Origin of the sequence: Denitratisoma oestradiolicum (assembly GCF_902813185.1) — a bacterium.
Classification (GTDB): Bacteria; Pseudomonadota; Gammaproteobacteria; order Burkholderiales; family Rhodocyclaceae; genus Denitratisoma; species Denitratisoma oestradiolicum.
On record NZ_LR778301.1, the window covers coordinates 3,748,252 to 3,767,773 of the forward strand.

Annotated in this window: 16 protein-coding genes; 6 read left to right on the forward strand and 10 right to left on the reverse strand. The window is 63.6% G+C overall.

Annotated features, from left to right (window positions below; all coding sequences use genetic code 11):
- Positions 1–135: 135 nt before the first annotated feature.
- Both dcd and apbC read right to left on the reverse strand, forming a co-directional pair.
- The gene (gene dcd / locus DENOEST_RS17100) at positions 136–702 is read right to left on the reverse strand and encodes a dCTP deaminase (protein WP_145769472.1); all 567 of its coding nucleotides are present in this window, start codon (positions 700–702) and stop codon (positions 136–138) included.
- 89 nt (positions 703–791) lie between these two features.
- On the reverse strand, positions 792–1,880 hold the full coding sequence (apbC, locus tag DENOEST_RS17105) for an iron-sulfur cluster carrier protein ApbC (protein WP_145769473.1): 1,089 nt from the start codon (positions 1,878–1,880) through the stop codon (positions 792–794).
- Between the two features lie 116 nt (positions 1,881–1,996).
- Between apbC and metG the strand changes: the two genes are divergently transcribed.
- The 4 genes from metG (at position 1,997) to DENOEST_RS17125 (ending at position 6,606) form a co-directional block, all read left to right on the forward strand.
- Positions 1,997–4,120 carry a methionine--tRNA ligase gene (metG, locus tag DENOEST_RS17110; protein ID WP_145769474.1) on the forward strand — a complete coding sequence of 708 codons (2,124 nt, stop codon included), beginning with the start codon at positions 1,997–1,999 and terminating at the stop codon, positions 4,118–4,120.
- A gap of 66 nt (positions 4,121–4,186) precedes the next feature.
- Positions 4,187–4,459, forward strand: a complete 273-nt coding sequence (locus DENOEST_RS17115; protein WP_145769567.1) for an acylphosphatase — start codon at positions 4,187–4,189, stop codon at positions 4,457–4,459.
- A 114-nt stretch (positions 4,460–4,573) separates the two neighbouring features.
- Positions 4,574–5,173, forward strand: a complete 600-nt coding sequence (locus DENOEST_RS17120) for a peroxiredoxin (protein WP_145769475.1) — start codon at positions 4,574–4,576, stop codon at positions 5,171–5,173.
- A gap of 266 nt (positions 5,174–5,439) precedes the next feature.
- Complete coding sequence (locus DENOEST_RS17125; RefSeq protein ID WP_145769476.1) at positions 5,440–6,606, forward strand: porin; 1,167 nt, start codon at positions 5,440–5,442, stop codon at positions 6,604–6,606.
- A gap of 91 nt (positions 6,607–6,697) precedes the next feature.
- On the opposite strand, the gene DENOEST_RS17130 is transcribed toward DENOEST_RS17125, so the two are convergent.
- From DENOEST_RS17130 to DENOEST_RS17145, 4 genes are all read right to left on the reverse strand, one after another.
- The gene (locus DENOEST_RS17130; RefSeq protein WP_145769477.1) at positions 6,698–7,168 is read right to left on the reverse strand and encodes a WbuC family cupin fold metalloprotein; all 471 of its coding nucleotides are present in this window, start codon (positions 7,166–7,168) and stop codon (positions 6,698–6,700) included.
- On the reverse strand, positions 7,165–10,617 hold the full coding sequence (dnaE, locus tag DENOEST_RS17135; protein ID WP_145769478.1) for a DNA polymerase III subunit alpha: 3,453 nt from the start codon (positions 10,615–10,617) through the stop codon (positions 7,165–7,167). Before dnaE ends, DENOEST_RS17130 begins: the two co-directional genes overlap by 4 nt.
- Positions 10,618–10,688: 71 nt before the next feature.
- Complete coding sequence (locus DENOEST_RS17140; protein WP_145769479.1) at positions 10,689–11,315, reverse strand: ParA family protein; 627 nt, start codon at positions 11,313–11,315, stop codon at positions 10,689–10,691.
- A gap of 103 nt (positions 11,316–11,418) precedes the next feature.
- Positions 11,419–13,689, reverse strand: coding sequence for an NADP-dependent malic enzyme (locus DENOEST_RS17145; RefSeq protein ID WP_145769480.1), 2,271 nt, complete (start codon positions 13,687–13,689; stop codon positions 11,419–11,421).
- Positions 13,690–13,831: 142 nt separating this feature from the next.
- Between DENOEST_RS17145 and DENOEST_RS17150 the strand changes: the two genes are divergently transcribed.
- Positions 13,832–14,638, forward strand: coding sequence for a ParA family protein (locus tag DENOEST_RS17150; RefSeq protein WP_145769481.1), 807 nt, complete (start codon positions 13,832–13,834; stop codon positions 14,636–14,638).
- Between the two features lie 85 nt (positions 14,639–14,723).
- A complete protein-coding gene (locus DENOEST_RS17155; protein ID WP_145769482.1) occupies positions 14,724–15,275 on the forward strand; it encodes a hypothetical protein in 552 nt (183 codons plus the stop codon).
- On the opposite strand, the gene pcaD (DENOEST_RS17160) is transcribed toward DENOEST_RS17155, so the two are convergent.
- From pcaD (DENOEST_RS17160) to DENOEST_RS17175, 4 genes are all read right to left on the reverse strand, one after another.
- Positions 15,255–16,055, reverse strand: a complete 801-nt coding sequence (gene pcaD / locus DENOEST_RS17160; RefSeq protein WP_170228096.1) for a 3-oxoadipate enol-lactonase — start codon at positions 16,053–16,055, stop codon at positions 15,255–15,257. The genes DENOEST_RS17155 and pcaD (DENOEST_RS17160) overlap by 21 nt on opposite strands.
- 7 nt (positions 16,056–16,062) lie before the next feature.
- On the reverse strand, positions 16,063–16,281 hold the full coding sequence (locus tag DENOEST_RS17165) for a hypothetical protein (RefSeq protein ID WP_170228097.1): 219 nt from the start codon (positions 16,279–16,281) through the stop codon (positions 16,063–16,065).
- Positions 16,282–16,373: 92 nt separating this feature from the next.
- A complete protein-coding gene (gene pcaD, locus DENOEST_RS17170) occupies positions 16,374–17,165 on the reverse strand; it encodes a 3-oxoadipate enol-lactonase (RefSeq protein WP_145769484.1) in 792 nt (263 codons plus the stop codon).
- Positions 17,165–19,480, reverse strand: coding sequence for a UvrD-helicase domain-containing protein (locus tag DENOEST_RS17175; protein ID WP_145769485.1), 2,316 nt, complete (start codon positions 19,478–19,480; stop codon positions 17,165–17,167). Before DENOEST_RS17175 ends, pcaD (DENOEST_RS17170) begins: the two co-directional genes overlap by 1 nt.
- Positions 19,481–19,522: the final 42 nt, after the last annotated feature.

Sequence of the window (19,522 nt, forward strand, 5' to 3'; positions counted from 1 at the left end):
CCCCCTTCCCTAGGAAGGGGATAACTGGTGTTCGTCCGCGCCTGGCGCGGACTCCGTTTATTGGACTGGCCCCGCCTTGGGGCGGCCCGGCGGCGGGGCCTCCGCGTCAATGGCCGCCTGGAAACAGTATTCCGTTTAAATCTTGGGCAATGTCACACCGACCTGGCCCTGGTACTTGCCGCCCCGGTCCTTGTAGGAAATCTCGCAGACTTCGTCGGACTCGAAGAACAGCACCTGAGCACAGCCCTCGCCGGCGTAGATCTTGGCGGGCAGGGGCGTGGTGTTGGAGAACTCCAGGGTCACGTAGCCTTCCCATTCGGGCTCGAAGGGCGTCACGTTGACAATGATGCCGCAGCGGGCGTAGGTGCTCTTGCCCAGGCAGACCGTGAGTACGTTGCGCGGGATGCGGAAGTACTCCATGGTGCGGGCCAGGGCGAAGGAATTGGGCGGGATGATGCAGTAGTCGCCATCCATCTCGACGAAGGAACTCGGATCAAAGTTCTTCGGATCCACAATGGTGGAATTGATGTTGGTGAACACCCGGAATTCCCTCGAGCAGCGGATATCGTAGCCGTAGCTGGAGGTGCCATAGGAGACGATCTTCTGACCATTGACCTCCCGCACCAGGCCAGGCTCGAAGGGTTCGATCATGCCGTGCTGCTCCGCCATGCGGCGTATCCATTTGTCCGATTTGATGGCCATGCCTGCTGCTTCCCTGAAACGCGGCGCCCCCGTCAAGCGGGGGCGCCAGGTGGATTTAGGGCGGATTAGATCACAATTCCCCGGTCGTTTCAGGTGTTTTGCACGACGATATTGGGGAAGCGTGAACTCATATCCTTCGCCTGTTCGGCAACGCGTACCGCTATCCGGCGGGCGATGGCCCGATACATCTCGGCGATCTGGCCATTCGGTTCCGCTGCCACGGTGGGCTTGCCGCCATCGGCCTGCTGGCGGATATGGATGTCCAGGGGCAAAGAACCCAGCACCTCGACACCGTAGTCCTGGGCCATGCGGGCCGCGCCTCCGGCGCCGAAGATGTGCTCCGGGTGGCCGCAGTTGCTGCAGATGTGGATGCTCATGTTCTCCACCAGGCCCAGGATGGGCACCCCCACCTTCTCGAACATCTTCAGGCCCTTGCGGGCATCAAGCAGGGCCAGATCCTGGGGCGTGGTGACGATTACCGCGCCGGTGACCGGCACCTTCTGGGCCAGGGTGAGCTGGACATCTCCGGTGCCGGGGGGCATATCCACCACCAGGTAGTCCAATTCCCGCCAGCGGGTTTCGTTCAGCAACTGCTGGAGGGCCGTGGTCACCATGGGACCGCGCCAGACCATGGGCGTTTCCACATCCACCAGGAATCCGATGGACATGGCCTGGAGACCATGGGCCTCCATGGGCTCCATGGACTTGCCATCACTGGAGGCAGGCTGGAGACCATGGATGCCCAATAACTGGGGAATGGAAGGACCGTAGATATCGGCATCCAGGATGCCGACGCCGGCGCCTTCGGCGGCCAGGGCCAGGGCCAGATTCACCGCCGTGGTGGACTTGCCCACGCCACCCTTGCCCGAGGCCACGGCAATGATGTTCTTCACACCGGGAACCAGCTTCACGCCCTTCTGCACCGCATGGCTGACGATCCTGTGGCGCACATCCACATTCACCTTGCTCGCCCCAAGGGCCGTCAGCCTATCCACCACCAGCTTGCGGATCATGTCCAGTTGGCTGCGGGCCGGGTAGCCCAGCTCCACGTCGAGGGTAACCTCGTCGCCGGAAACCTTGAGATTGCGGATATTGCGGGAGGACACCAGGTCCTTGCCGGTGTTGGGGTCGATCACTTCTTTGAGGGCTGCCTGTACCAGGCTGTCGGTCATGCTCATGGCGTTGGGAACCTTTGTCTTGGCTGGGTTTGCGAATAGTCGAGCGAGGGCGTCAAGTATAGCCGACCGAGCCCCTTTGCTAGAATCCCAGTTTCCCCGTCTGTGCCACTTCCCCCATGACCTCCCGCAAGATTCTCGTCACCAGCGCCCTGCCCTACGCCAACGGCGCCATCCACCTGGGCCATCTGGTGGAATACATCCAGACCGATATCTGGGTGCGCTTCCAGAAAATGCGGGGCCACGAGTGCCACTATGTCTGCGCCGACGACACCCACGGCACCCCCATCATGCTGCGGGCCGAGAAGGAGGGCATCACCCCGGAGCAGCTGATCGCCCGGGTCCATGGGGAGCACAGCCGGGACTTCGCCGGCTTCCACGTGGCCTTCGACAACTACCACACCACCCATTCCGACGAAACCCGCTTCTACGCCGAGGACATCTACGGCAAGCTCAAGGCGGCCGGCCTGATCGAGGTGCGCTCCATCGAGCAGTACTACGACCCGGTGAAGCAGATGTTCCTGCCGGACCGCTTCATCAAGGGCGAATGCCCCAAGTGCGGTGCCAAGGACCAGTACGGCGACTCCTGCGAATCCTGCGGCGCTGCCTACGCCCCCACGGACCTGAAGGATCCCTATTCGGCGGTCTCCGGTGCCAAGCCGGAACTGCGTCATTCCGATCATTATTTCTTCAAGCTGTCGGACACCCGCTGCCAGGCCTTCCTGCGGAGCTGGACCCGCCAGGCAGGGCGCCTCCAGCAGGAAGCCGCCAACAAGATGCAGGAGTGGCTCGGCGCCGAGGGAGAGAACAAGCTCACCGACTGGGACATTTCACGGGACGCCCCCTACTTCGGTTTCGAGATTCCCGGCGAATCCGGCAAGGGCACGGGCAAGTATTTCTATGTCTGGCTGGACGCTCCCATCGGTTACATGGGCTCCTTCCGCAATCTCTGCGCCAGAAAGGGCCTCGACTTCGACGCATACTGGGGCAGGGATTCCCAGGCCGAGCTGTACCACTTCATCGGCAAGGACATTCTCTACTTCCATGCCCTGTTCTGGCCCGCCGAGCTGGAGCAGGCCGGCTACCGCACGCCCACCAGCATCTTCGCCCACGGCTTCCTGACCGTGGATGGTGCCAAGATGTCCAAGTCACGGGGCACCTTCATCACCGCCGAGAGCTATCTCCAGCAGGGACTGAACCCGGAATGGCTGCGCTACTACTTCGCCGCCAAGCTCAACGGCAGCCTGGAGGACATCGACCTCAACCTGGAGGACTTCGTCCAGCGGGTAAATGCCGATCTGGTGGGCAAGTACATCAACATCGCCAGCCGCGCCGCCGGATTCATCCAGAAACGCTTCGGCGGCGCACTGCTCCACGTCCATCTCGATGACCAGTTCCGCGGCGACCTGCCGGGGCTAATGGAGGCGGCGGAAGAGATCGCCGGCCATTACGAGGCCCGGGACTACGGCCGCGCTCTGCGCCGCATCATGACCCTGGCCGATCAGGTGAATCAGTTTGTGGACAAGCACCAGCCCTGGCAACTGGCCAAGGACCCGAAAAAGGAAGCCATCCTGCATTACGTTTGCACGGTACTGATCAATGCTTTCCGTCTGCTGACCCTCTACCTGAAGCCGGTGCTGCCCCACCTCGCCACCCAGGCCGAGGCCTTCCTCAATATTGCGCCACTGACCTGGGCCGACGCGGCCCAACTGCTGCCGGTGGGGCATGAAATTAGAGCTTACGAACATCTGATGACCCGCATCGACCCCAAGCAAGTCGAAGCCTTGGTGGCTGCAAACAAGGAGTACCTGGAACCCAAGCCGGAACAGCACTCCCTGCAGCGCCACGCCCAGCACCAACAACAGGCAGTGGACAAGATGCAGACCAGCCCCACAATTTCCATCGACGACTTCACCAAGGTGGATCTACGCATCGCCCGCATCGTGACCGCCTCCCACGTGGAGGGCGCCGACAAGCTGATCCGACTGGAACTGGACATCGGCGAGACAGAGAATGGGGAAATGCGGCCGCGCCAGGTCTTCGCCGGTATCAAGTCCGCCTACGACCCCGCCGTCCTGGTGGGCCGACTCACCGTCATGGTGGCCAACCTGGCCCCCCGCAAGATGAAATTCGGCATGTCCGAGGGCATGGTGCTGGCGGCCTCCGACGAAGACGGGAAAACGCCGGGGCTGTTCATTCTCTCCCCCGACAGCGGCGCCATACCGGGCATGCGGGTGAAGTGAGGACCATCCCTCCGGCCCATTTTCTGGATTGGAGGTAACTGATTGGGGTCGTTGCTGATGTCATCAATGGAAATCCGCCACCTCATCATCACCGGTCGCGTCCAGGGCGTTTGCTACCGGGCCAGCATGACCCAGGAAGCGCAGCGCCTAGGTGTCACCGGCTGGGTACGCAACCGTCACGATGGCAGTGTCGAAGCCATGATCGCCGGCGCCCCCGAGGCCGTCGCTGCCCAGATCGCCTGGTCCAGAAGCGGCCCCCCCGCTGCCCGGGTAGAGCAGGTGGCGGTGGAACCCGGCGAGGGGGAATATATCGGGTTCACTCAATTGCCTACCGCATAGGCACTATTTTCCATTGCCTGCCCCTATCCCCCCGATAGGCTGAGTCGATTGACATACCTCCTTGGCGGAGAGCACCATTACGTCCTACCCCGCAACCCCAACAAGGAGAAAATCATGGCTGTACTCGTCGGCAAGCAAGCACCCGATTTCAGCGCCAACGCAGTCTTCGGCAACAATGAAATCAAGCAGATCAAGTTTTCCGAGCACATCAAAGGCAAGCACGCGGTGCTGTTCTTCTATCCCCTGGACTTCACCTTCGTCTGCCCCTCCGAACTGATCGCCTTCGACCACCGCTTCGATGACTTCAAGGCCCGGGGCGTGGAGGTGATCGGTTGCTCCATCGACTCCCAGTTCTCTCATCTGGCCTGGAAGAACACCCCCATCGAAAAAGGAGGCATCGGCCAGGTCAAGTACACCCTTGTGGCCGACGTAAAGCACGAGATCTGCCAGGCCTATGACGTGGAGTCTGCTGGTGGCGTAGCCTTCCGAGGCTCCTTCCTGATCGACAAGAATGGCGTGGTGCAGCATCAGGTCATCAACAACCTGCCCCTGGGCCGTAATATCGACGAAATGCTGCGCATGGTGGATGCCCTGCAATTCACCGAAGAACACGGCGAGGTCTGCCCAGCCGGCTGGAACAAGGGAAAGGCCGGTATGAAGGCCAGCCCGGATGGTGTTGCCAAGTATCTGACCGAGCACTCCAAGGAACTCTGATTCCATTGAAATACGAACAATCCGGAACGGCCGCCACTGGCGGCCGTTTTCACTGGCTGTGACAAAATTGGCATGAACAAGGCATGACTGTTGCACCAACCCAACAGTTTTATTGCAGTTCCATGACAAAACATTCATTCCCCAGACTTGGAGCTGTCAGCGGCAGCCTATAATTTGCCCGCTTACCTAGAAGCCTCGGGTCATCCAGTGGCTAAACACGTGTAGCCATTCGCATTACCCACGTTTTTTCAATCAAGGAGAAATACATGCAGAAGAAACTGATCGCCCTGGCCATCGCCGGTCTGTCCAGCGTTGCCTTTGCCCAGTCCAATGTCGTCATCTACGGCGTGGCCGACCTGGGCGTGGAATCCGCCTCCATCAGCAACCAAGCCGCCAACATGGGCAACAAGACCCGCGTGGTCAGCAACTCCTCCCATATCGGTTTCAAGGGCGAAGAAGATCTGGGCAACGGTCTGAAGGCCCTCTTCCAACTGGAAACCGCCCTGACCTACGGCAACAACGCCGACACCAACGGCGGCACCAACGGCCTGAACTCCGCCGCCAACTTTGGCGCCTCCCGCGATTCCTTCCTGGGCCTTTCCGGCGCCTTCGGCTCCGTCAAGGTCGGCACCCTGACCGGTCCCTACCGCGCCCAGGGCAACGCCCTGAGCTATGCTCCCGGCGCTTCCGGCGTGGCCTACACCGGCGCCATCTACGGCACCATTGGCGGCGTCAAGACCGGCACCGATGATCGGACCTCCAACGCCATCGCCTATGTTTCCCCCACGGTGAACGGCTTCAACGCCACCCTGCTGTACGCTGCCGCCGGCAACCGCAACACCGATGGCGCCGCTACTTCGGTGAACGGCAAGGAATGGCAACTGGGCCTGCAGTACGCCATCGGCGGCCTGACTCTGGGCTATGCCCACGTCACTCGCAACGAAGTCCAGTTCAGCACCCTGGCTACCGCCCTGAATGGCGCCGTTGCTGTCGGCACCCCCTACAGCGACGAGCTGAAGGCCAATCGCCTGACCGGCAAGTACAACTTCGGCCAGGGCACCAGCATCGTTGCCCTGTGGGACAAGCAGAAGTATGAGAACAGTGCCGCCGCTCTGGTTGCCAACCCGTCCGCCGAGCGCACCGCCTGGATGGTGGGTGCCGGTCATCAGTTTGGCCGTAGCCTGGTTTCCGTCGAATATGCCCGCGCCAAGGAAGTGGAACTCTCCACCGGCGATCTGGCGGATTCCGATGCCAAGCAGTGGTCCCTGGCCTACAGCTACGACCTGAGCAAGCGCACCAAGGTCCGTGCCTACTGGACCAAGATCGACAACGGCTCTGCTTCCGCTTCCAACTTCTACAACAACGCTGTAACTGGTCAGGCTGCCGGCGGCGACCCCCGCTCCCTGGGCGCCTCCCTGCGTCACTCCTTCTGATATCGGTTAAACCCGATCTTGGAATTGAAACGGCCGCCTTCGGGCGGCCGTTTTTTATTGGTTTTCCGATCCAGCGGTCAGCCGCCAAGTTTTAACAAAAATGCTGTTCCAGTTGCCGTAGATACTTTGCCGCCGCCCCATCGTTCTCCGCCGGCGCCCAGGGTGCCCGTTCCTCGACTGTAAGCGCCCGATAGGGGCCGGCCTTGGTTTCGAAAAACACCGTGCCCGTTTCCAGGGCCACCAGGGAATGCCAGGTGTCATGGGGAATATCCACTCCACGCACATCGCCTGTTGCCGCCAGTACGACGGTCTGCACCACACCGCCTCCATCGTCGAAGATCACCAGTCCCAGCCGCCCCTTCAGGACCAGCATGGTTTCATCCTTCGCTGTCTCCAAGTGCCGATGGGGCGCCACGTAGGAACCCGGTTCGATGGCGTTGAGCAGGCGATGTGCAGGATGGTCGTCGGCCGAATGGAAGTTGTGATTGCGCCGCCGCCGGGGGCTGGCGGCGGCCTCGGCGTTCAGTTCGCCAAGCAGGGTGGTATCGATCAGCCGGATCATCCGTAGATCACTTCCACATTGCCCGGCGTCAGCCAGTCCTGGAGCGCCTCCAGCAACGCATCATCGAGACGCACCCGCCAGCCCTCGGGCAGGGTCATTTCCGCCTGTGCCTCGTTGTTGCGGTAGGCCAAGCGCACCGGACAGGGGCCGTGGCGATGGGGTGCCAGCAGGCTGCGCAGTTTTTCTGCATCGGCCTGGCCGTTCATGGACAGGCGCAACTGACGGGCGAAACGACTACGGGCCTCGGCCAGGGTCATCAGCTTGTCCGCCGTGACCCGCAAGCCTCCCATATATTCGTCCTTCTGCACCTTGCCCTCCACCAAGAGCAGCTCGTCTTCCTTGATCTTGGCCCGCTCGGCATCCCACAGCTCGTTGAATACCGTGACCTCCACCTGGGCACTGGCATCGTCCAGCATGACGATGGCCATCTTGCCGCGCCGAGTCATCTGGGTACGAGTAGAAACCACCACGCCGGCCATCAGCACCAGTTCCTTCTGGGGCTCCAGTTGGGACAGGCTGCGCCGGGTGAAGCGGGCAACTTCCTGCCGATAGCCGTGGAAGGGATGGCCGGAGAGGAAAAAACCCAGGGCCGGCTTTTCGTTCAGCAACTGCTCCCGTTCGCTCCAGCGGGGCACCTCCAGATAGTGCGTCTCGCTGGCGCCGGGTTCTCCCGGCCCGCCCAGATCGAACAAGCCACCCTGATGGGCGTTACGCTCGGCCTGTTCCGCCGCTTCTAGGGCGATGCCGACGGAAGCGAAGAGCTTGTGGCGATGGTCGTCCACACTGTCGAAGGCGCCAGCCCGGATCAGGGCCTCGATCACCCGCCGGTTCACCACCCGCTTGTCGATGCGGCGGCAGAAATCGAACAGATCCTTGAAGGGGCCACCCTCTTCACGGGCCTTGAGAATCACCGATAGGGCCGACTCGCCGGTGCCCTTGATGGCGCCCAGGCCGTAGCGGATGCTCTTGCCATCCACCGGCTGGAAGCGAATGCCGCTGGCATTTATGTCCGGTGACAGGAAAGTGAGCCCACCCTGCTTGGCATCGTTGCAGAAGAACTGCACCTTGTCGGTGTTGGCCATTTCCGACGACAGGGTGGCCGCCAGGAAGGAGGCCGGGTAATGACACTTGAGCCAGGCCGTCTGGTAGGCCACCAGGGAATAGGCGGCGGCATGGGACTTGTTGAAGCCGTAACCGGCGAACTTGTCGATGTAGTCGAAAATTTCGTTGGCGGTAGTCTCGTCGATCTCGTTGCCGGCTGCGCCCTGGACAAAGATCGCCCGTTGCTGAGCCATTTCCTCGGGCTTCTTCTTGCCCATGGCTCGGCGCAGCATGTCGGCCCCCCCCAGGGAGTAGCCCGCCACCACTTGGGCGGTCTGCATCACCTGCTCCTGATACACCATGATGCCGTAGGTGGTGGACAGCACCTTTTCCAGGCTCGGAGTCAGATAGGTCACCCGCTCCCGGCCATGCTTGCGGGCGATGAAGCTGGGAATCAGGTCCATGGGACCGGGCCGGTACAAGGCGTTCAGGGCGATCAGATCCTCCAGGCGGTCAGGCTTGGCCTGGACCAGCATGTCCTTCATGCCGCCGGATTCGAACTGAAATACTGCCGTGGTATTGGCGTTCTTGAACACCTGCTCGTAGGTGGAACCATCGTCCAGAGGCAGGGTCTCCAACTCCACGCTCCCCCCTTCCACCGTGTTGGCGAAGTGCACCGCCTCGTTGAGGATGGTGAGGGTGCGCAGGCCCAGGAAGTCGAACTTCACCAGGCCGGCCTTTTCCACGTCGTCCTTGTCGAACTGGCTCACCACCGAGCCGCCGTCGGCGGAGTAGAGTGGGCAGAAGTCGGTCAGCTTGCCCGGTGCGATCAGTACGCCGCCGGCGTGCATGCCCACATTGCGGATCATGCCCTCCAGCTTGGTGGCCAGTTCCCAGAGTTGGCCCAGCTCCTCCTCGCCCTCGATGCGCTCCCGCAGGGCGGGCTCCTTGTCCAGGGCATCGGCCAGGGTGATCCCCAGTTCGTTGGGTATCAGCTTGGCGAACTGGTCCACGAAGTTGAAGGGCAGGTCCAGCACCCGCCCCACATCGCGGATCACCGCCTTGGCCGCCATGGTGCCGAAGGTGGCGATCTGGGACACGGCATGGCTGCCGTACTTGTCCTTCACGTACTGGATTACCCGGTCGCGGCCATCCTGGCAGAAGTCCACGTCGAAGTCGGGCATGGACACCCGTTCCGGGTTGAGAAAGCGCTCGAACAGCAGCTCGTAATACAAGGGGTCCAAGTCGGTGATCAAGAGGCTGTAGGCCACCAGGGAACCGGCACCGGAGCCCCGTCCCGGCCCCACCGGTACGCCGTTGTTCTTGGACCACTGGATGAAGTCCGCCACGATCAGGAAGTAGCCGGGGAAGCCCATCTGCTGGATGGTCCGGATTTCGAATTCCAGGCGCTCGGCGTAGCGGGGACGCTGGGCCTCCCGTTCCGCCGGATCGGGGTAGAGCTGGGCCAGTCGCCGTTCCAGTCCGGCCCGTGACTCGTCGGCCAGATGCTGGTCCAGGGTGACGCCCGGCGGAGTGGGGAAATCCGGCAGGAAATTCTTGCCCAGGGTGATGGAAAGATTGCAACGCTTGGCGATCTCCACCGTGTTCTCGACGGCCTCGGGCAGATCGGCGAAGAGCTCCACCATCTCGTCCTGGGTCTTGAAGCACTGGGCCTCGGTGAAGGGCTTGGGACGGCGCGTGTCGGCCAGCACATAGCCCTCGGCGATGCAGACCCGGGCCTCGTGGGCCTTGAAGTCGTCGGCATCGAGGAACTGGATCGGATGGGTTGCCGCCAGGGGCAGGTCCAGCTTGCCGGCCAGGGCTGCAGTCAGCCCTACCAGGGCCTCCTGCTGGGGTTGGCGTCTGTCCCCGTGGGGACGCTGCACTTCAAGGTAGTAGCTGTCGGGGAAGAGCTTTGCCCAGCGGGCGGCCCGCTCCTCGGCCAGATCCAGCTTGCCGGCCAGCAGCCACTGGCCCACATCCCCCAGGGAGCTGCCAGAAAGGGCGATCAGGCCGGAGTTGTCCCCTTGGGCCAGGGCCGTCAGGGTGATCTCGGCTCGTCCCTGGCGGCGTGGCGCCAGATAGGCGGCGGAGAGCAGCTCGCACAGGCGCAGGTAGCCGCCCCGGTTTTTTACCAGCAGCACGGCACGGGCAAAACTGTCCCGGGTCGGATCCCGTGCGTCCTCGTCGCGTATCCAGACATCGGCGCCGATGACGGGCTTGAGCCCCTTGCCCCTTGCCCCGGTGTAGAACTTGACCATGCCGAACAGGTTGCCCAGGTCGGTCAGGGCCAGGGCCGGCATGCCGTCGGCCACGGCGCGGCCAATGGCATCGTCCAGACGGACGATGCCATCGGTGATGGAATACTCGCTATGGAGCCGGAGGTGGACGAAACGGGGGGCGGGCATGGGCGGATTTTATCGCCCCGGCCCGCCCCCGAAGGGCGGAATTGAGGGGGCGTCGAAGACTCGGGACCGGATCAGTCCTTTTCCACCCAGTCCAGCAGGGGCTGCCACTGTTCCCAGTCCTGCCCCGCCCGTGACGCGGAAAGATCGAAGATGGTCATGCCGTGGGCCGCGGCCTGGACGTAGTTCTGGGTATCCCGCAGGCAGGTCAGCACCGGCAGTCCCAGGCTGGAGAGGAAGCGGTCCAGCTCCCCTGCCGCCCGGGTCCGTGCATCCACCCGCATACCTACGATGGCGACATAAGCGTGGTGCTTGCGCACGTCCCGCTCCTCCAGCAGCGCGTCGAGGAAATGCCGGGTGGCCAGGATGTCGAAAATAGAGGGTTGCAGGGGCACGATCACCCGCTCCACCAGCTTCAGCACCTGGGCCAGCTTTTTGCCATGGAGTCCGGCCGGGGTGTCGAGAATCACATGGCTGGTGTCTCTGGGGGGGCGGGCCGGCCGGTCGGCCTCGATCTCCCAGGATTCGATCCGGGGCAGCAAGGGAGAGCGCAGGCGCAGCCAGTCGCGGGAGGACTGCTGGCGGTCGATGTCCCCCAGCATTACCTTGTGGTTCTGCCGGGCCAGCCCGCCCGCCAGATTGGTGGCCAGGGTGCTCTTGCCCACGCCGCCCTTGGGATTGGCGATCAGAAAGCTCTTCATGAGCATCGCTCCAGAGGTGGATTTCGCTTCGCCTTCATCGCCTTTCCTCCCGTAGTTCCTCGATTAAGTCCGTCACACCGGCGAAAGCCAGTGTCCATGAATATCAGGCCGCGTCCACCACCGCCAGGGCCGTCATGTTCACCAGCCGACGCACCGTGGCGGTCGGGGTGAGGATGTGCACCGGCTTGGCGGCTCCCAGCAGGATCGGCCCCACAGTCACGCCATCGCCATTGGTGACCTTGATCAGGTTGAAGGCGATGTTGGCGGCATCCACGTTGGGCATGATCAGCAGATTGGCCTCCCCCGTCAGCTTGCAATCGGGATAGAGCCGGTTGCGGATCGCCTCGGACAGGGCCGCGTCGCCATGCATCTCGCCATCCACCTCCAGCCCTGGAACCTGCCCGGCCAGGATTTCCCGTGCTCGACTCATCTTGCGCGCCGAGTCGGAGCGGATGCTGCCGAAATTGGAATGGGACAGCAGGGCCACCTTGGGCGCGAGTCCGAAGCGCCGCACTTCCTCTGCCGCCATGCGGGCGATCTCCGCCACCAGCTCGGCGCTGGGTTCCTCATTGACATAGGTGTCGCTCAGGAACAGGGTGTGACGCGGCAGCAGCAGCAGGTTCATGGCGGCGAAACAATGAGCGCCGGGCCGCAGGCCAATCACGTCCTGCACGTGCTTCAGATGCTGGGCATGCTGGCCCACGGTGCCGCACAGCATCGCGTCCACCTCACCCCGGCGCAGCAGCATGGCGCCGATCAGGGTGGCATCCGAACGCATCCAGTTCTTCGCCAGTTCCGGAGTGATGCCCTGGCGCCCCATCAACTGGTGATAGTCCTGCCACAGCTCCCGGTAGCGGGGATCGGAATCCGGATTCACCAGCTCGAAATCCTTCCCGGGCCGCATCCGCAAACCGGCCCTCTCCAGGTGACTCTCGATCACCTCGGGACGGCCGATCAGCACCGGCCGAGCCAGGCCCTCGTCCAGCACCGTCTGCACCGCACGCAGCACCCGATCGTCCTCGCCTTCGCAATAGACCACCCGGCGGGGCGCCTTCTTGGCGGCGGCGAAGACCGGCTTCATGACAAAACCGGAGTGATAGACAAAGCTGTTGAGGCTCTCCCGGTAGGCATCGAAATCGGCGATGGGCCGCGTGGCCACGCCTGAGTCCATGGCGGCCCGGGCCACGGCCGGCGCGATCTTGACGATCAGGCGCGGATCGAAGGGCTTGGGAATCAGGTATTCGGGGCCGAAGGAAATGTTCTCGCCGCCATAGGCCTGGGCCACCACGTCGGAGCTTTCCGCCTGGGCCAGTTCCGCCAGGGCACGCACCGCCGCCAGCTTCATTTCCTCGGTGATGGTGCTGGCTCCGGCGTCGAGGGCACCGCGGAAGATGAAGGGGAAGCAGAGCACGTTGTTCACCTGGTTCGGATAGTCCGAGCGGCCGGTGGCGATGATGGCGTCGTTCCGCACCGCCTTCACCTGGTCCGGCAGGATTTCCGGGGTCGGATTGGCCAGGGCCAGGATCAGGGGATGGGGCGCCATCTTTACCACCATCTCGGGTTTAAGCACGCCGCCGGCCGAGAGGCCCAGGAACACGTCGGCATCCTCGATCACCTCCACCAGGCTGCGTGCCGCCGTGGCCTTGGCATAGCGGGCCTTCAGGGGGTCCATCAGCACCGGGCGACCCTCGTAGACCACCCCCTCGATATCGGTGACCCAGATGTTCTCCACCCGCACCCCCAGCATCACCAGCAGGTCCAGACAGGCCAGGGCTGCGGCGCCAGCGCCGGAGGTGACCAGCTTGATCTGGTCCACCGGCTTGCCCAGGAGCTTGAGGCCGTTCAGCAGGGCCGCCCCCACCACGATGGCAGTGCCATGTTGATCGTCATGGAACACTGGGATGCTCATGCGTTCCCGCAGCTTCCTTTCCACGTAGAAGCACTCGGGGGCCTTGATGTCTTCCAGATTGATGCCGCCGAAGGTGGGCTCCATGGCGGCGATCATGTCGATCAGCCGGTCCGGGTCGTTCTCTGCCAATTCGATGTCGAACACATCGATGCCGGCGAACTTCTTGAACAGCACCCCCTTGCCCTCCATCACCGGCTTGGCCGCCAGGGGGCCGATGTTGCCCAGGCCCAGCACCGCGGTGCCGTTGGTCACTACCCCCACCAGATTGGCCCGGGAGGTGAGCCGGCTTACCTGGGCCGGGTCGGCGACGATGGCGTTGCAGGCCGCCGCCACCCCGGGAGAATAGGCCAGGGCCAGATCCCGCTGATTGGTGAGGCCCTTGGTGGGCACGACGGCGATTTTCCCTGGAGTCGGAAAGGCGTGATATTCCAGCGCGGCCGCGGCCAGATCCTGAGTTTTTTCCATGATTCCACAATGACATGCAAGGCGAACCGGAATGATACGCCCGGGCCTTGCCCCCCAATCTTGCGGTTTACCGAATATTGCGCCGCAGCAAACAGCGGAAAGCTTGTGGCACAATGGCCCGCATATCGGCAAGGGAGGCTCCATGAAGCGCGTCGTTTTCAATCAGAAGGGTGGCGTCGGCAAGAGCACCATTACCTGCAATCTGGCCGCCATCTCGGCTTCCCGGGGACAGCGCACCCTGGTGGTGGACCTGGACCCCCAGGCCAACTCCACCCGCTACCTGCTGGGCGCAGGCGCCGACAGCCTGGAACACACGGCCACCGGCTTCTTCGACCAGATGCTGAACTTCAAGCTGCGGCCCCTGCCCACCGAGGACTTCATCACCGCCACGCCCTTCGAGTACCTGCACCTGCTGCCGGCGGACCCGGCCCTGGAAGAGCTCCAGGCCAAGCTGGAATCCCGCTACAAGATCTATAAGCTGCGGGAAGCCCTGGATGCCCTCGACGGCTACGACCAGATCTGGATCGACACGCCGCCAGCCCTGCACTTCTACACCCGCTCGGCCCTGATCGCCGCCGACGCCTGTCTGATCCCCTTCGACTGTGACGAATTCGCCCGCCGGGCGCTGTACACCCTGCTGGACAACGTGGCCGAGATACGGGTCGACCACAACAGCGATCTCGCCATCGAAGGCATCGTGGTCAACCAGTACCAGCCCCGGGCCTCCCTGCCCCGGCAGGTGGTGGAGGAACTCCGAGCCGAGGGCCTGCCGGTGCTGGGCAGCCACCTCTCGGCCTCGGTGAAGATCAAGGAATCCCACCAGCAGGCCCGACCCATGATCCACTTGGACCGGAACCACAAACTGGCGCAGGAATTCGGCGCCCTTTACGACGAACTGGAAGCGGCGCGGAAAAAGCGGGCCAAGACTGAAGCCCGCAAGCGAGCCTGACAACTGGCGCCCTGGACAGATGCTTCCTATGATGGGTGAGGGCTCCCGCCCCTTCTCTGTTTCCCAGGCCCTACAGGAGGTTCCCATGCCGCCCCTGCCCAGTTGCCGTTTCTTTCTGGCCTTGATTACCTCCGCTTGCCTGCTTTCGCCATCCACCCAGGCTGCCGGGCCGGGCGATGATGACGAGACAGCAACGTCCTTTCGCCTGCAGCTTTCTCCCAGCGGGTCCTCACCCTTGAGTGCCGGTGCTCCCTTCTGGGGGCCTGGCAATCCCACGGCAATGCCGGTCATGACAGGCCGAGGGGAAACGCCTCCCAATGCCAACGGCACCATCGGCTTCGGCATTGGACATCGCGGCCGCAATGGAAGCACGGCATCCCTGCTGACCACCCGGGAAGAAAGTTTCGGTCTCAGCCAGCGCACCACCCACGCCCTCTGGCAAAGCTTTCCCAGTCCGAGCCTGCAACTGACCGTGGGCCTTTTCCAGCATCGCGGCGAGAATGAAGTGTCATACCGGGGCACGGGCATCGCCGCCACCCTGGACTACCGAGGCTTTTTCCTGCAATTCGCACGGGACCCGAACTTCAATTTCACCAGCAGCGACATGACCAGCGTTTCAATGGGATTGAGGTTCTAGAAATTCCAGCAGCAAGTCGTTGAACCGTTCCGACTGTTCCACATTGCAAAGATGGGCGGCATCGGGAATCACGTCCTGGCGGGCGCCAGGGATGGATAGTGTGATGAGTTCGGCCATGGCGGGCGGGGTACTGCTGTCCAGCTCCCCCGCCAGCACCAGGGTCGGCGCCCGGATGGCGCCGAGGCGGGCGGTGATGTCGAGGGTGGGGATCAGGGCCGCGCAGGCGGCATAGCCTTCCACTGGCGTGGCGCATATCAGGCCGGCGATGGAGGCCATCAGTGCCGGATGATCGAGGCGGTAAGGCGCGGTAAACCAGCGCTCCAGAAAACTTTCCACCTGGGTTGCCATGCCTCCCTCCCGTGCCCTGGCGATGCGCTTGCGCCAGAGGGGTTCCACCTCCGGCCCCAGGGCGCTGGTGGTGCTGGCGAGGACCAGGCGGCCCAGCCGCTCGGGCGCGGTCAGGGCGAAGTACTGGCCGATCATGCCGCCCAGGGATAGGCCGACGAAATGGCTGCGGGCGATGCCCAGGGCGTCGAGCAGGCCCAGCAGGTCATCCACCAGCAAGGGGAAACTGTAGGGGCCAGGCGGGGCGCTGCTGCCGCCATGGCCCCGCAGGTCGTAGCGCAGTACCTGGAAGTGGGGAGTCAGGGCCGCCATCTGGGCATCCCACAGACTCAGGTCGCAGGCCAGGGGATGGCACAGGGTCAGCCAGGGAGCATCTGGCCTGCCCTCGATCCGATAACGGACCTCCAGGTCTCCCAGGCGGAGTCTTTCCGCCACGAGGGGATCAGCCCGACTGGACGGCGCTCCTGGCGCTGGCCGCCAGGGACTGACGCAGGCGGTCGATGCGAGCCAGTTTCCCGGCCACGCCGAGACTCTCCAACTGCCCCTCGATTTCCCGCAGGAGGAACTGCAAACGCGCCTCCTCATCCAGCAACGTCAGGGCCTGGGAGTAGCCGGGGGTTTCCCGTATTTGCGTCTCGACGGCCTGCACATGGGCATCCATGATCTTCACTCCTCTCAAAAAACGAAGGGCCGCCCCGAGTTTTTGCCCCCCTCGGGGGGCGGCCGCAAGGCGGCCTGGGGGCGCTCAATGGTTCAGTTCAAAAAAGCCAGCAGCAGTTCGTTGAACAATTCGGCCTGCTCCACATTGCACAGGTGGGAGGCCTGGGGAAGCACTTCCAGGCGAGCGCCGGGGATACCCCGGGCGATCACCTCGGCCATGGCCGGCGGGGTGCCGGCATCCTCCTCGCCCACCAGCACCATCGTCGGCGTCTGGATGGCACAGAGCGCTTCCGTGGTATCCAGGCTGGCCACCATGCGACCGCAGCCAGCGTAGCCGGCCAGGGGCGTATTGCGGATCAGGGTGGCGATGCGTTCCATCACCGCCGGATTCTCGAAGCGGTAGGGCTCGGTGAACCATCGCCCCAGGGTGCCCTCCACCATGGCCTCCATGCCCTCGGCACGGGCCTGGTCGATGCGCTGCTCCCAAAGCTTCCCGATGCCATTGCCAGCCCCATAGCCGCTGCTGGTGGAGCACAGCACCAGGCGATCGAGGCGTTGGGGTGCCGCCAGGGCGAAATGCTGGCCGATCATGCCCCCCAGGGAAAGGCCGCAGAAATGGGTGCGCTCCACCCCCAGGCCGTCCAGCAGACCCATGAGGTCCGCCACCATCATGTCGAAACTGTAGGGCATGTCCGGCGCACCAGAACCGCCGTGCCCCCGGATGTCATAGCGCAGCACGGTGTAGCGGGAACCCAGGGCATTCAGCTGGTCGTCCCACATGCTGAGGTCGCAGGCCAGGGAATGGCACAGGGTCAGCCAGGGCCCGCGCCCGTCGCCCTGAACCTCGTACCGAATGTCGATGCCGTTGCTTTTGAATGTCGCCATCACAGGGCCTCCAGTTTGGCCACGGAAAGGGCCAGCCACTTCATGCCGGCCGGACCGAAATTCACCTGTACCCGGGCATCGCTGCCGCTGCCTTCGGCATTGACGATCACCCCCTGGCCGAACCTGGCATGGGCCACGTTCTGCCCCACCCGCAGGCCACCCCCGCTGCTCACCCGGGAACGGGGCGAAGGCGTGAAGGCATCGGCCACCTCGTAAGCGTAGCCCCCCTTCTTCGCCTTGGGGGTCAGCCACTTCAGCAACTCGCCGGGAATTTCGTCGATGAAGCGGGAGGGCAGGCTGTAGCGGGTCTGGCCGTGGAGCATGCGGGTCTGGGCGAAGGACAGGTAGAGCCGTTGCCGGGCACGGGTCACCGCCACATACATCAGGCGCCGTTCCTCCTCCAGGCCCTTGGCTTCCTGGACGGAATTCTCGTGGGGAAACAGACCCTCTTCCAGACCGCTCATGAACACCACGTTGAATTCCAGGCCCTTGGCGGAATGCACCGTCATCAGTTGCAGGGCGTCGTCCCCCTCGCCGGCCTGATGCTCGCCGGCCTCCAGGGCCGCATGGGTGAGGAAGGCCGCCAGGTCGGCGCTCAGCTCACCCGTCGGTTCTCCCGTGGATTCCGCCTCCTCGGGCTCCATCACCTCACGCCCCTCCTCGGCGACGAAGCTGGTGGCTGCATTGAGCAGTTCGTCCAGGTTGGCGAGCCGCTCCTGGCCTTCCTTCTCGTTCAGGTAATGGAGGCGCAGGCCCGATAGCTCCACCACATGGTCCACCAGCTCCGGCAGGGGCAGGTCCAGGGCCGGACGCATGCTCTCGATCAGGGCGGCGAAGGCGGCCAGGGAGGCGCCGGCCTTGCCCGGCACCTGGGGAATGGCCGCGAACAGGCTACTGCCGGCGGCCCGTGCGGCATCCTGCAAGGCCTCGATGCTGCGGGCGCCGATGCCCCGGGCCGGGAAATTCACCACCCGGGCGAAAGCCGTGTCATCGTCGCTGTTGGCGATCAGGCGCAGATAGGCCAGGGCATGCTTGATCTCCTGGCGCTCGAAAAAACGCAGGCCCCCATAGACCCGGTAAGGAATGCCGGCGGAGAACAGGGAATGTTCGAGGATCCGCGACTGGGCGTTGCTGCGATAGAGCAGGGCGATCTCCCGGCGAGCATGACCGTCCCGGCTCAGGGCACGCACTTCCTCGACGATCCAGCGGGCCTCCTCGCCGTCGGACATGGCCTCGAAGACCCGGATCGGCTCGCCGGAACCGGCGTCGGTCCACAGATTCTTGCCCAGGCGTTTTTCATTGTTCTTGATAATGGCATTGGCGGCATCGAGGATGTTGCCGTGGGAGCGGTAGTTCTGCTCCAGGCGGATGATGTTGTCCACCTGGAATTCCCGCTCGAAGTCCCGCATGTTGCCGATCTCGGCGCCGCGAAAACCGTAGATCGACTGGTCATCATCTCCCACCGCGAACATGCAAGCGCACTCCATGCACCCACCCCCCATCCCCCGCCCCAAGGGCGGGGGTGACGGGGGTTCGGCCGCTGATGCGGCCTCCATGGATAACGCTGCCGCGCCTTGGGACGGCCCGGCGGCACGGCCCCGTTCCGCATGCCCTGCCAGGAGCTTCAGCCAGCGATATTGAAGAATGTTCGTGTCCTGGAACTCATCCACCAGGATGTGGCGGAAGCGCTCCTGGTAGTGGCGGCGCAGGGGTTCGTTGCGTTCCAGCAGTTCGTAGCAGCGCAGGAGAAGTTCAGCGAAATCCACCACGCCTTCCCGCTGGCACTGCTGTTCGTAGGCGGCGTAAAGCTCGACGCGGCGCCGGGTGTGGTCATCCCAGGCCTCCACGGCGGCGGAGCGCAAACCCTGTTCCTTCTGGGCATTGATGAAGTGTTGCAGATCCCGGGGCGGAAACTTCTCGTCATCCACGTTGAGGGCCTTCAGCAGGCGCTTGATGGCGGCCTGCTGGTCGGCGATGTCGAGAATCTGGAACAACTGGGGCAGGCCCGCGTCCCGGTAATGGGCCCGCAGCAGGCGGTTGCACAGGCCGTGGAAGGTTCCGATCCACATCCCCCTTGTATTGATGGGCAGCAGGGCCGAGAGCCGGGCCAGCATTTCCTTGGCCGCCTTGTTGGTGAAGGTCACCGCCAGTATTCCCTGGGGCGTCACCTGGCGGGTGGAAATCAGCCAGGCGATGCGAGTGGTCAGCACCCGGGTCTTGCCGGAGCCGGCACCGGCCAGGATCAGGGCATGCTGGGGCGGCAGGGTGACAGCGGCAAGCTGCTCGGGATTGAGGTTTTCGAGGAGATGATTCATGGCGGCGGGGAAAAGGAAGCCGACCGATTATAGGCGCCGGAC